This is a genomic window from Microcoleus sp. S1D4 (genome assembly GCF_036700765.1).
GTDB lineage: Bacteria > Cyanobacteriota > Cyanobacteriia > Cyanobacteriales > Microcoleaceae > Microcoleus.
On record NZ_JAUBPP010000011.1, the window covers coordinates 20,762 to 34,106 of the forward strand.

At 45.6% G+C, this 13,345-nt stretch carries 12 protein-coding genes; 6 read left to right on the forward strand and 6 right to left on the reverse strand.

From position 1 onward, the window contains the following. The first annotated feature begins 120 nt into the window (after window positions 1-120). The 3 genes from QT998_RS13430 (at window position 121) to QT998_RS13440 (ending at window position 1,722) form a co-directional block, all read left to right on the forward strand. Window positions 121-288: a hypothetical protein gene (locus QT998_RS13430; RefSeq protein WP_333090741.1), complete on the forward strand. Its 168-nt coding sequence runs from the start codon at window positions 121-123 to the stop codon at window positions 286-288. Between the two features lie 102 nt (window positions 289-390). After that, on the forward strand, window positions 391-1,197 hold the full coding sequence (gene surE, locus QT998_RS13435) for a 5'/3'-nucleotidase SurE (RefSeq protein ID WP_333090739.1): 807 nt from the start codon (window positions 391-393) through the stop codon (window positions 1,195-1,197). 126 nt (window positions 1,198-1,323) lie between these two features. Beyond that, window positions 1,324-1,722: a hypothetical protein gene (locus QT998_RS13440; protein ID WP_333090737.1), complete on the forward strand. Its 399-nt coding sequence runs from the start codon at window positions 1,324-1,326 to the stop codon at window positions 1,720-1,722. 337 nt (window positions 1,723-2,059) lie between these two features. Here QT998_RS13440 and QT998_RS13445 read toward each other — a convergent pair whose 3' ends face one another. Together QT998_RS13445 and QT998_RS13450 are read right to left on the reverse strand one after the other, a co-directional pair. Then, window positions 2,060-3,286: an LL-diaminopimelate aminotransferase gene (locus QT998_RS13445; protein WP_333090736.1), complete on the reverse strand. Its 1,227-nt coding sequence runs from the start codon at window positions 3,284-3,286 to the stop codon at window positions 2,060-2,062. 238 nt (window positions 3,287-3,524) lie between these two features. After that, the gene (locus QT998_RS13450) at window positions 3,525-3,848 is read right to left on the reverse strand and encodes a thioredoxin family protein (protein ID WP_194070951.1); all 324 of its coding nucleotides are present in this window, start codon (window positions 3,846-3,848) and stop codon (window positions 3,525-3,527) included. 144 nt (window positions 3,849-3,992) lie between these two features. Between QT998_RS13450 and QT998_RS13455 the strand changes: the two genes are divergently transcribed. Then, window positions 3,993-4,736, forward strand: a complete 744-nt coding sequence (locus tag QT998_RS13455) for a lipoate--protein ligase family protein (RefSeq protein ID WP_333090734.1) — start codon at window positions 3,993-3,995, stop codon at window positions 4,734-4,736. Between the two features lie 479 nt (window positions 4,737-5,215). On the opposite strand, the gene QT998_RS13460 is transcribed toward QT998_RS13455, so the two are convergent. After that, a complete protein-coding gene (locus tag QT998_RS13460) occupies window positions 5,216-6,475 on the reverse strand; it encodes an esterase-like activity of phytase family protein (protein ID WP_333090733.1) in 1,260 nt (419 codons plus the stop codon). Between the two features lie 78 nt (window positions 6,476-6,553). Here QT998_RS13460 and QT998_RS13465 point away from each other — a divergent pair, with 78 nt between their 5' ends. Further along, window positions 6,554-7,831 (forward strand): tetratricopeptide repeat protein, encoded by a 1,278-nt coding sequence (locus tag QT998_RS13465; RefSeq protein WP_333218045.1) that lies wholly within the window; start codon window positions 6,554-6,556, stop codon window positions 7,829-7,831. 289 nt (window positions 7,832-8,120) lie between these two features. Further along, window positions 8,121-10,166 (forward strand): ABC transporter ATP-binding protein, encoded by a 2,046-nt coding sequence (locus QT998_RS13470; RefSeq protein WP_333114979.1) that lies wholly within the window; start codon window positions 8,121-8,123, stop codon window positions 10,164-10,166. Between the two features lie 550 nt (window positions 10,167-10,716). Here the strand turns inward: QT998_RS13470 and QT998_RS13475 are convergent. The 3 genes from QT998_RS13475 to QT998_RS13485 form a co-directional block, all read right to left on the reverse strand. Next, window positions 10,717-10,935, reverse strand: coding sequence for a hypothetical protein (locus tag QT998_RS13475; protein ID WP_333114977.1), 219 nt, complete (start codon window positions 10,933-10,935; stop codon window positions 10,717-10,719). 27 nt (window positions 10,936-10,962) lie between these two features. Then, on the reverse strand, window positions 10,963-12,180 hold the full coding sequence (locus tag QT998_RS13480) for a DNA double-strand break repair nuclease NurA (RefSeq protein ID WP_333090726.1): 1,218 nt from the start codon (window positions 12,178-12,180) through the stop codon (window positions 10,963-10,965). A gap of 361 nt (window positions 12,181-12,541) precedes the next feature. After that, entirely contained in the window at window positions 12,542-13,336 is a 795-nt protein-coding gene (locus QT998_RS13485; protein ID WP_333114975.1) for an HAD family hydrolase, read from the reverse strand. Window positions 13,337-13,345 lie beyond the last annotated feature (9 nt).

Consider the following 13,345-nt stretch of genomic DNA (forward strand, 5'->3'; position numbering starts at 1 on the left):
CTCGAAAGGCTATAGCCTTTCTCAAAAAGGTGAGAAGTCAGTCGATTTTAGATTTTAGATTGAGGGATTCGGGGATTGAGGAATTGAGGAATTGAGCGATCGATCGATACCTCATCGAGAGTGAGACCAGCTATATCTCCTTACACCCTCGGTATCCGTTTGGCAAGGGCGGCAAAAACCGGACTGTTTACCTGCAACCACCAGCGCTGGCGAGCTCGCCAGCGCTGGTGGTTGCTTCCAGGTGAATCAGAAGGATTTGAATACTTTTTCGTCTCTGTTTTTGTTTGAGTCCGGTTAAACCATTGTCGGCAGAATTGAGGTTTCAAAGTCGAGCGATCGCCCTAGTTGAATCTAGTTTAAGATTATTCTCAGGCCTGTCAAAAAATTTCAATGAAACTTTTAATTAGCAACGACGACGGCATCTTTGCCCTAGGCATCCGCAGCCTCGCCAACGCTCTCGCCACCGCAGGCCACGACGTGAGCGTAGTTTGTCCCGACAGAGAGCGCTCCGCTACAGGGCACGGCCTAACCATGCACCAACCCATCCGCGCCGAAATTATCGAATCTGTTTTTGACCCCGCCATCAAAGCTTGGGCTTGTTCGGGCACTCCCGCCGACTGCGTGAAATTAGGTTTGTGGGCTTTACTTGACAAACCGCCGGATTTTGTGCTTTCCGGGATCAACCACGGGCCGAATTTAGGTACGGACATCATCTGTTCTGGCACGGTTTCGGCAGCAATGGAAGGAATCATGGAAGGCATTCCCAGCATTGCTTTCAGCCTCGCTAGCTATACTTCGCAGGAATTTGGGCCGGCGGTGGATTTTGCTGTCACCTTGCTGGGACAGTTGGAAAAACAGCCAATGGCTAAACCGACGCTGTTGAATGTCAACATACCAGCGGTGACACAAGCAGAAATTACCGGAGTGGCGATCGCCCGTCAAGGCATTCGGCGCTATTTCGACATATTTCAAAAGCGCACAGATCCGCGCGGCAAAACTTATTATTGGCTGGCTGGGGAATTGTTAGAAGATGTAGAAGAAACCGCCGATCCGTCGGTGGCTCATGCTATTCCTACAGACGTACAAGCTATCCGCAACAATAGAATAACCGTGACTCCGCTGCAATACAATCTCACCTGCCATCCCGACTTGCACTCGTTGCGCGATTGGCAATTTGAAGGTTTTTTCGAGCAGTGAGCTCAGATCGACCAGATCGCGGCTGTAAACTAGGAATTAAGGATAAAGTGCCTGTAAAGGTTTATGCCTTTGGCGTTACACAAGCTCTCAATTGGTTGTTAGTTTTTTTACTCCAGAAAAACAGTTATGAACGCTCCCACCTATAACACCCATTCTGTCACTTGCCCGATTTGCAACCGTTCCAGCGTCCTCGGCCCCGTTGGAATGGTCAGCGGACTGTTCACTTGTCCCCACTGCCATTCCCACATGGTAATTAGCTGGAGCGGTCATTTTGTGCGCGATCCTTTTAGTCTCAAACAAATGACGGTAGGAAAAATGCTCAGGCGTCAGAGCCGGCCCCTAGCTCGCCTCCAGCGAGACTTTGGGTTCGGCAAGCATTTTCCGCTGCTGGCAATTTTGGGAAGCGTGGTATTTTTGGGATGCGCGATCGCAGCTACGGAACAATCGCTGCCCAGACAAAATTCATTTCAAGGATTTTTAGAGTGGGTAAGCGGAACTGACAATTCCCAAGATGTCTCGCGTTAACATTTCTAAAAATAGATTTTCACATATCTTGTATGAAAATATCTATTCCTTTAGGTAGAAATAACGACAGAAGACTTGCGGATTTCGAGTTGCAACCGGGTTTTTGATGGTTGTGGCGGGCTATAACCTGTGTATTTTGTAAAAAACCCGGTTTACGATCGCCCTTGCGTAAGTGCTAGTAGTGGGAAATTATACCAATTTTCAAAAGTAGCCATACTTTTAAGAATTGGTATTAAATCCAAAAAAGCCGATCGCAAAACCGCAGATGCAAGGCAGATGCAATGCCGATAAACGCAGATTATTTGCCCAAAACAGAGCGATTGAATGCAGTGCAACTCTAATTGAGAAATTCCGCAATTTTGCTCGCTGCAACTGTTAAAATTTCTGGTGGCTCGACTAAGGCAAATCGCACGTAGCCTTCTCCTGATTTCCCGAAACCGGCACCGGGGGAAGCTGCGACTCCTGTACTCTCTACTAGCTGAGTGCAAAATTTGATGGAATCAGATGTCCAAGGTTGGGGCAGTTTCGCCCAGACGTACATGGTAGCGGGGGGTACGGGTACTTCCCAGCCGATGTTTTGTAGGGCGCTTACAAAGCTATCCCGCCGTTTTTTGAAGGTTTCTACACTGCTTCTGACGGTATCTTGAGGGCCTGTTAATGCGGAGACCGCTCCGTTCAAAATTCCTAAATATTGGTTGAAGTCTACTGCGGCTTTGATCTGTCGCAGGGCTGCAATTAGCTCGGAGTTGCCGATCGCGTATCCGACTCGAAAACCTCCCATGCTGTAGGATTTAGATAGTGTAAAAAACTCGATCGCCACACTCTTATCTCGATCGGCTTGAAAAATTGACGGTGCCATCAATTTACGGTTTTTCTCGATATCCTCCGAGGCCGCGCGCGCACCATCCACCGCCCCTGCGGCATCGTCAAACACCAAATCCACATAGGGGAAATCGTGTACTAAAACCAGATCGTGTTGGCGACAAAAAGCCACGGCTTTCTCAAAAAAAGCCAGCGGGGCGATCGCAGTTGTAGGATTGTGAGGATAGCTCAAAACCATCATCTTCGACTGAGCCAGCACGGGCATCGGAATATCTTCAAAAACTGGTAAAAACTGATTTTCTGCTAATATTGGCATCGGATAAATTTGACCGCCGGCCAAATACACGCCGCCTGCGTGGGAAGGATAACCCGGATCGAGCAACAAAGCAAAATCTCCGGGGTTCATTACAGCTAAAGGCATATGCGCCGTGCCTTCTTGGGAGCCAATTAACGGCAGCACTTCTGTTTCTGCATTAACTGAAATCCCAAATTTTTGTTCGTACCAGCAAGCTGCAGCTTCCCGGAAAGTTCGTGTCCCGTTAAACAGTAAATAGCCGTGGGTGCTAGAGTCTGACAATGAATGGGCGATCGCATCTGTAATATGAGCCGCCGCAGGCAAATCGGAAGAACCCAGAGACAAATCTATCACCTTTTTTCCCGCTGCTTTAGCGAGAGACTTTGCCCGATCCATATCGGCAAATACATTAAATTGCAGGGATTCTAAACGTTTGGCAAATTGCATATTTTTTGTGAATGGTTGAGGATATTATTGAATGTTTTTATAATTTTTGAACTATTCTATTTTTTGAAATTGCCTTTTAATTTGCTTGCGAACAAGATTTTTTTTGACTTACCGCAGAGAGCGCAGAGGGCGCTGAGTTTGAGAGGAGTATTGAGGAGAAAATAGAGATGTTCAAAAATATTTGTGCTTGCTCTAGTTGTGAGTTGGGAGTTGGCAACTCCCGCATCGTTTCCCAACTTTATAAGTGACCTTCGAGCAAACCGAGCAAAGTTTGTTTGGTAATAGCTCCCTCGTGGGAAAGCACTACTTCGCCATTTTTAAACAGTCTGAGTGCTGGGACTCCTTCAACTTTATACTGCTTGACAGTATTAGGATTGGGGTCAATTTCCATCTTGACCACTTTCAGCTCGCTGTAGTTGGTCGCCACCCAGTCTATCGAAGGCGCGATCAGTTTGCAAGGCCCGCACCAACTCGCCCAAAAATAGGCAAGCACTGGTTGCTCAGCTTTCAGGACTTCTGTTTCAAATTTTTCGTCGTTAATGACAATTACACTGTTGCTCATGGTTCTGCGATTAATTTTGCTATTTATTTCTCAAGCACCTACGGGCTTGAAACTTGCACCAACTTTGAAGACAGCTCCAAAAAACTGTTACTAATTTTAAAACATTCTGCGAATTATTGACTGTAAACTGAGGACTGGGGACTGATGGCTAATTCTGTTTGGCGTTTAATTCCGCTGCTGTCAGCGTCTGGGAGGTTGCAGATGGCGATCGACAAATGGCTGCTGCAACAGCATCTAGCCCAAAAACATCCGCCAACTCTGCGATTTTACACCTGGCAACCAACGGCGATTTCCTTGGGCTACCACCAGCAGCGCTGGCCGGAGTTTTGGGAGCAGCTATCTTGGCAGGGAATGCCTGTAGAATTGGTGAGGAGGCCTAGCGGCGGGCGCGCCGTGCTCCACCAAGGAGATTTAACTTATGCAGTGGTAGGGTCAGGATTTGGCAGCAGTCGCCTGAAAGCTTATCAGACTATTTGCGAGTTTTTGATTGAGGGTTGGAGGGCGATGGGTTTAGACTTGCACTACGGGGAAGCTAAACGGGGTTACATTCACAATCCGAATTGTTTTGGTACTGCGACGGGTGCTGATTTAGTTACGCCCGATGGCTGCAAGTTAATTGGTAGCGCGCAATTGCGCCGGGGCGATGCTATTCTGCAGCACGGTTCGATGCGCTTGCAACCGGATGTTAGTTTGTTCGATCGAGTTTTTGACGAAAAATCAATTCCTGTCAAATTACCTCTATCTGAAGGGGGAGATGATTTGATTGCAACTGTAATTGATGTTTTGAGTGCGGCGGCTTGTCGCTGTTTTGAGATTGATTTGGAAGTGCAGCCACTTTCGGAGGAGGAATGGCAGGATATTTGGGAAACAAGTAACAAGCTATTGTAAATTTAACTTTTGCGAACAGCCAAGACTGCCGTTATACAAGAGATTTATTGTATAAATATTCGCTCCTGGAAGAGCGAGACAGATCGGCTTGTTAGCAGTTAAATTGTCTGTTAAAAAACAATCCAACTTGTGTGAGTTAAGCCCCAAAGCCCGCCCTGGATATACAATATAGCCTTTCTCAGTAATATTAGGTGCTAGGAGTGGGCATAGGGCATAGGGTATAGGGCATAGGGCATAGGGCATAGGGCATACCTCACAAAGCTTTAGAACCGCTATAGAACTATTACAAAAGTCCTTTTCATCCAGAGTTATAATTTAAATGCGCGGCAGCTTGTACGCAGATAATTTCCAGATTGTTGATGAATTCTGAAAAAAATCTTTTTTTTGGCGTAACACTTGTTACACCTATGATTGCTTTGCTTCCGAGCGCTTCACTTCCAATGACGAGACGCTTGACAGTTCAGTAGAGTATTTACAATCTAATTTTTCTTTTTTAAACTCAACAAAATAAATTGAGTTCTCTCTGCTTCATGAAAATTGTCATCGCTCACTAAAACAACACTTTGGCTGCCGTCTGGCAACTGCGGCCCGAGAGTCATTCCCTCTAAATTGTACAGCGGAATTCCCAGTTCGCTCAAGTCGAGCAGCAACTTTTTCCTCACAGGCTCGACCATTGCCATTGTTCCTTTAAAACTCTTGATTCTCGAAGTATCTGTCGCCGCTCCAGCCGCTACTTGATAAATTCTAGCGCTGTATCCCGACAGCCCAAAAGAACGCTCTAAACTCAGAAATTGACCGCCGCCAACAGTTACTAATTCTGTTAAATTGTTCAACAAACTCATGGGAACTTGGTCTAGCTGGTAAAGATTTTCTGAGACTAATTGCGGCGTTTTATCGACGATGATATAATGTAAAATGCGTATTTTGCTTGCTTGTTCCGGGTCTGCATCTTGCATTAATGGTGCTGCCGTCGCTGCGAACAAGCGAAACGGATCTAGACCGCCCGGACTAAAGGTTTCTGGGTCGATGCTTAAAGATTCAAAACCTGAATTGTCCAGCACTCCTTGCTGCTGTTGTTCGTCGCTGGCATCGGGAATGTAGCGGTTGGGAATAGGTAAATTACCCCGCAATTTCCCGGTTGTGAGGTCAAATTCGCCGACAAAAGGAGGGATGTTAGCATGGGTAAAGCCTCCGCTAGCGACAAATACTGAATTGCGGGGAGAAAGGGCGATGCCTTCGGGATTTATGGAACCCCAAGCAAAGGTTTCACCGTCTGTTTTTTTGAGGGAGGTAACGCTTTCAACGGCAACTTTTTTCAGGCGAATACTTGCTGGATCGCTGGAGGCGAGATCGAGTCGGAGACTGTAAAATCTGGCTTCTCCGTTTTCGCTCTTGTCGTCGGAAAGAGCGTAAAATCGATAAGCTTTGGAAGTCACGCCACTAATACCTTTTGGATCGTAGGTAATTCCTGACAAGCCGCCGACTGGTGTTCCTTCAAAATTCATTTTTGGCAATTGATACTCTCCCAAAAATTCCAGGGACATTTCAGGAAAAGAGCGGTCTTTAGCAACTGCAGGAGGCGCGCAAGCGGTGCATATGGTTAACAGAATTAGGGTTAAACTGAATAAGCGCAAAAGCCGATCGCCCAGCGCCTTAAAATCCCAATAATTGCTCAGTATGCTAAATTTTATTTTCTTGCTCTTGTTGAACAGTTTGCTTTTGTGCCATCTTTGTGACATAATTTATACCATTTTGTAGATATGCAAAATTTGATGTTTCGAGCCCAGATGCCGAATCGCGGTAGTCATATTTCTTTTATGAGAAATTCTGTACCAATTGGGTGCTTGCTTTTTTTGTGGTTGTGTGCTGGTTCTATTGCTAGCGCCCAAACTAATCCACCGGGCCTCGATCAATTTTCTCCTAATCCTCTAGAAATTACCACCCCCGATCCGCTAGCTCCCGCCAGTGAGCCTTTGAGCAGCAGTCAGCGGGACGAACTGACAGCGGCTTTGGAACAGTTAAACTTAGAAGCAGCGGCTAAACTACAAGCTGGAGATGGGGCTGGTGCTTTTGATATTTGGTTCCGAGAATTGCGGCTGCGTAGGTATCTGGGCCCGGCGGCGGAAATTGCTGCTTTGAGTCGGGTAGGAAGTGTTGCTTGGAGTAGCAGTAAAAACATCGAACTACAGCTTATTACTAAACGGCTGGAAGCAATTTACAAACAACTGAAATCGCAAGTACCGATCGATCTTGATTTGCTCCAGGCTTTGGCTGCGGCTTTTAGCCAGGTGCGGGCTAAGGGCCCGACTGTAGAAGTTTACCAACAAATTCTCGAAAATGCGCGCCAAAACCAAGATATATTGGCTGAGGGTCGGATTTTAAAGGCGATCGGGCTAATTCACATTAATTGGCTCAGTTACGAAAAAGCTGCTCCCGTGTATGAGGAATTGGCAAGTTTAATTCAGGAAAACCGCGCTTTATTTGCGGCTAATGCTGGGGTACAAAATTCTGTTTTATCGGCGGGAAACGGCGCGCCGCCGCAGCCTGTAACTGCTCCAACTGAGGTGGATGCTTTGAGACAGTTGGCCTATGTTTACCAGCAGTCGAAACAGCCCCTAAAGGCGATCGCAGCCAGGGAAAAATTAGCATCCGTGTATCTTAACCTGCAAAACCCCAGCGCTATACCGCCGCTAAAAATGGCGATCGCCACCGATTACCAAAGTATAGGTCAAATCAACTTAGCAGCTCAATACTATCAGGAAGCTTATAATTTAGCTGTTCCCATTCAACAGTACGCTCAGGCTAGCGAAGCTTTAGACAAATTAGCATTGCTTTACCGAGCGCAAAAGCAGTGGGAGCCGACTTTGCGGATTTATCAAATGCAGTTGCTGTTGGAAGAGCGGGCTTACAATTGGTACGGATTGATGAATGCTTACGACAATATCGGTCAAGTTTATCAGGAAATGAAGGCTTACGATAAAGCTTTGGAATCCTATCAAAAAGGGTTGGAAGTAGCGAAAAGATTGGGACACCGAAAAGAGTATTTTGCTAAGAAGATTCTCAAGGTTAACAAGCAATTGCAAAGAAATTCGTAGTTGTTAGCAGGTAACAATGACAAATTGCAAGGTTAGTAATGTGCCGTTGCTGAATACAAATATGAATTCAAGATTTCCCAATTGCTATAAGCTAAGTATGGTGAGCTTTGTGATATCGCAAAAATTTGATTCATACCGTGAATCAGCAACGCCAGAACACCACATTTTGGTTGGGATTCGTTCCTAGGGCCCAACCTACTGTTTACTGCTGTTTGCTGATATTTGTGCAAGATATTGATTCTATTTGTTAGAATTATTAGTTAGATCTATTTTACAGTCTTTGCCATCAATGACCATTTCCTCACCAGTAGCAGATACCAAAAACAAATCCGGCCAGGAAACAGACTGGCGGTTATTCATGAGGTTGGCATCTTACGCAACCCGCAGCAAACGCTTGCTGATTATTTCGATCGCACTATTAGTACCGCTAGCAGTCTCAGGAGCAATTCAACCGATTCTGATCGGACAGGCAATTTCGGTAATTCGAGCGGAACCTACCTATGAGTTTTTGCGGGGATTGCCTTTATCTACTGCATTAAACGTGTTAGCAGTTTTGCTGATGCTAACTATAACATTTAGATTGGGACTGCAATCAGTTCAAGGCTATTTAGTCACGAAAGTAGGGCAAATAATTACAACTGATATTAGAAATGATTTGTTCGCCCACGTCACATCGCTAGCAGTGAGATTTTTCGATCGCACTCCTGTCGGTAAATTGATGACGCGCCTCACCAGCGATGTCGAAGCTTTGGGAGAGGTATTTTCGAGCGGGGCGATCGGGATTGTCAGCGATTTATTTTCAATTTTAGTAATTGCCATTTTCATGTTTACCATGCAGTGGCAACTAGCTTTAATGTTGGTGACAATCATGATACCAATTACTGCACTAATCGTTTATTTTCAAAACCAATATCGCCGAGCAAATTACACTACCAGAGAAGAACTTTCCGATCTTAACGCCCAACTGCAAGAAAACCTGACTGGTATTGGCGTAGTGCAGCTATTCCGCCGCGAAAGATTCAACTCAGAATTGTTTAGAGTCACTAACAAACGCTACATCAAAGCAGTTGACACCACAATCTTTTATGACTCTGCGGTATCTGCGACATTGGAATGGATTGCTTTAGTGGCAATTGGAGCCGTTTTGTGGCTGGGCGGTGAAAAAGTTCTGCAAGGTAGTCTTAACTTTGGTACTCTCTCGGCATTTATTTTATTTGCTCAGCGTCTCTTCGATCCGTTGCGGCAATTTGCCGAGAAATTTACCGCGATTCAAGCAGGATTTACCGCTGTCGAACGGATTAGCGATATTCTTAACGAACCGATCGAAATTCAAGATCGAACTATCGTACAGACAGAAGAAGGAAGAGGGCAGAAGGAAGAAGGAAGAGGAAAGAGGGAAGAGGGAAGAGGAAAGAGGAAAAAGGGAAGAAGGGAATATTATTCGCCGCTGTTAATTACCGGTCATCCTGAGACAATTTCCTATAACTTATCTTCAACTGAGCCAGAATTGGTAGAGACTAATCCAAGTCCCAAAACTTCAGAATATCGTCTATCAATCAACAATCGACCATCGACCATCGACCATCGACAATCGAATAAATTCGCATCAGGAGAAATCCAATTTGACAATGTGTGGTTTGCCTACAAAGATAACGAACACGTCCTGCAAAACCTCAATTTTACGATCGCATCCGGCGAAAAAGTAGCATTGGTGGGCCCCACCGGTGCGGGCAAAAGTTCGATTATCCGTCTCCTGTGCCGCCTTTACGAGCCGACGCAAGGACGCATTCTCATCGATGGTGTGGATATTCGCGATTTGCCTCAAGCAGAATTGCGCCGACACGTAGGCGTGATTATTCAAGATGGCTTTCTATTTGCTGGGGATGTGAAGAGCAATATTAGCCTGGGAGAAAATTACTCTATTGAGGAAATTGAAGCAGCAGCAGAAAAGACTAATGTTGCTCGTTTAATCGAACAGTTACCTCAAGGTTATGACACGCAATTGCGGGAACGGGGAACGAATCTTTCGGGGGGACAAAAGCAATTACTAGCGTTTGCTCGCGCGGCGATTCGCAATCCCAATATTTTAGTTCTAGACGAGGCTACTGCTAGTTTGGATGTGGGGACAGAAGCTTTAATTCAAGAGGCTTTGGAGCGTTTGATGGAAGACAGAACGGCTATAATCATTGCCCACAGGCTCTCGACTATCCGAAATGTCGATCGTATTTTGGTGCTCAAACGCGGACAGTTAGTAGAGTCTGGAACCCACGAAGAATTGTTGCAGCAAGAAGGGTTGTATGCCAGTTTGTACAAGTTGCAAATGCTGGGAAGTTAATATCTGAAGGAAGAAGGAAGTTCGGCAACGAGCAATGTACGGGATGTAACGGATGTAACGGATGTAACGGATGTAAGTCCGTCGGAAGAAGGAAGAGGGAAGAGGGAAGAAGGAAGAGGGAAGAAGGAAGAGGGAAGATTTGGCTCGTTACCAGGCTCTGCCTGGTAATGCAGGTGCGCAGGCTCTGCCTCTCTTTATCCCTCAGCTTCTGGAGAGAGGAGTGTTGCAGATTTAATTTATAGCGGTTCTCAAACAAGTGAGGTATGCCCTATGCCCTATCCCAGATAATACCTCCTATGAGAGCACAGAAAGGCTATATTAAATTTTAGTTTCTTAGAGCAATACTTCGGACAGTTTTATATCTAGTCGAGTCTCCGAAACCCTTGCGGGCTATAGACTAGACTCTTTTTTCAATGTTTGAGTTCAGCCCTAAGTTTCAGAAAATGCGTAAAAAATGGCAGGGCTTACTCTGTAAGGCTTACACGGCCGTTAAAAAACTGTCCGAAGTATTGTTAGAGAACAAATCAAAAAATTCAAATCTCAAATCGAATCACTTGCCAAAAATTATTTTCCGAAGGGTTTCCGGCAAGTGAGTTATATGTTGGAAAAGTTGATTTGGCCCGATGCCAAATAATAACTGCATCACCAGCACAATTGCTGCTAAAGCAATTGCTGTACCGATGCTAGCTTTCAATACTTTAAAAGCCCAATTAAATACTAGCCAAGATACAAGCAAGGAAGCAATTAAAATGATTAATTCTAGGGGCATATAACATTTTTAACTCTAATTTTAAATTTAAGCAATACTGCCACGTTTCCGGGTTTCCTTGTAAGAAATTCCGACATTTTTTAAGCCTGCTTTAATCATTTGCTGCTCTAACAAAGCGAAAAAGCGAGTTCGATCGCCCCCAGTGACAACTGCTTGGTTGTGAGCTTCTGCCAGCGTCACGGGATAGCCACCGCCTTTGTGTACTTGAGCCAGCATCATTCCTAGGGTTAAATCTAGCTGTGCTGCATCTTCTGCTACCCATTCCGGCACTTCTATTCTAGCAATTTCTGTGCCGACGTGAACGTAACAAAAATAGACGGTATTCAGGCCGTATAAATCTAAAATTCGAGCTTGGGATTTCCACAAGGGGCTTCTTTGTCCGGGCGAGAGGACTGTTGCCCACAAAATGGCATCGCGCAAGGGTTCAAATACTTGACAAGGTGCTTTTTCGGCGAAAGAAATTGTGGCGGCAAATCCGACGTTCGGGCAGTTTGTCATGCAGTCTGGTACTTCGTGGGTGCAAGCTTGAAAGCGCAAAAAAGATAAGGTTTCGCTACTGCGAGAAGCGCTTAAGTATCCTAATAGGGGAATTTTTGCTAAGCGCAATTTGTCCCAAGCTTCTAAAATTGGCTGCAAAATTAGATCGCGGGCTTCGCTGGGTAACTGTTCCAAAAACCAATAAATCAGGGAACCGTCTACCATTGCTAAAGCTGGCGCGGGCAATTTATCGTCGTTAACTTTTGCCCAATCGCAGCCCATTTCTGCCAAAGCAATTGCTTCGGAAACTGCGCGCCGGTATCCCATCCATTCTTCGGTTCTAATTCCCCACTGTCGCGAAGCATACAAGTCTTCGGGTTTGTAGAAAACCTCGGGCACGCTATCTAAAACTGGGTGGCGGCTTTGGCCGTAGTGCAGCATGACTGTGCCGATGTTTAGCAGGTAGCAGTAGGCGATTTCGTGATGGTTGGGCGATATTTGCGAGCCGTCTGTGGCAAATACTGTGTGGGCGGCGGGGGGTGCGGTGATGTAGGTGCGATCGCCCAAAGGCTCGATCGGAGTTGCAGCATTGAATAAAGTGCGATCGCGCCAACTTTCTTGCAATTCCACCAAATTGTCCTGTCCAGTTGCGGCCTTTGCTAGTAAATTCTGAGCCACTTCCAAGCGTTGGCGAGCCGCAGCCGCTTCCACATTCAAGTGTTGGCTCATTCCGTGCATTGCCTTAGCCGCTTTAGTTAAATCGAGCATTGGTTTTAAGCCTCAGATTGCTTTTCCGCATCGGAATGTAAGTCCTTGGGAAAAGATGGACTGGCATTCCGATGCGGAGAACTTGGAAAAGAAGGACTGGTATTCCGAACGATCGAACCTATTTTATTACGCTCGTCAGAAAAAAAATCGATTTTTTTTTCGGTATCCTTGATTTTTTGGGAAGTTTATGTTATGTTTATATTATAATCGAAACATATGCAAAAATATTTTTTACGCAACCATCCCATTATATAAAAATACCATACCAGCGCCGCAAAAGTCAACCAAAAAAGTGTAAAATTTCAAAATTTTTTTTGACTCTGCTCACAGAAAAAAAACCTAATTGCCAACAAGTCTAACATCAATATTCGTCGGGGAGCCAATCGGCCAAATCTCCGGCAAACTGAGACAGAGAAAGCAATTGAACTGGTGGATTTTGAGCCACCGATTCCCGTTCGGCCGAAGTATTGTAACCCCAATCAGCCAAAAATAACCTCACCTGAGATAAATCCGGCTGCTGCTTCACAGATAGCAAAGTTTTTAACCGGTCTTCCACAAACCAAATAGTCGCATCTTTGCCTGAAGCTGCCAAAAATTCCCGCAAAATTTGGTGTTTCGGCTTGTTGTATTCTTTGCCAAAAATCAACTCTGACGGCATTTGTACGCCCGCTAGCTGCAAAAGTTCCTCCACAAAACGGCCTTCCTTGGTCGTGACGATCGCCACTTTGACCGAACTCTCTTGCAACGAGTGCAGGCGATCGGCTACTCCTGGATAAAAGCGGTGCAAAGACAGCCACCCAGCTAAATCCTCAGCAATCCAACGATCGCGCAGTCCATCTAACATAGCACTGACAGACTGGGCTTTTAAATTATTTTCGGTCAATAAATGCGGGACAATATTGGGCCAGTCCAGCAAGATTTGCTCTGGGGTGATTCCTGTCACCAGCGCGCGGATCAGCAGGGGCATTTCCCAACCGGTTTCGATGGCGGGTCGCACTCGGTAAAAACTCAAAGCTAAATCTGGATCGGGGACTGTTTCGGCTGGTTTCCAAATTTGACAGTAGCTACGCCAAGCTGTTTGGAAATATTCGATTAGTCCGTCACAAATCACACCGTCAAAATCAAGAGCTAGAATTGTAGGAAATTTATTAGTCATCAGTCTGTC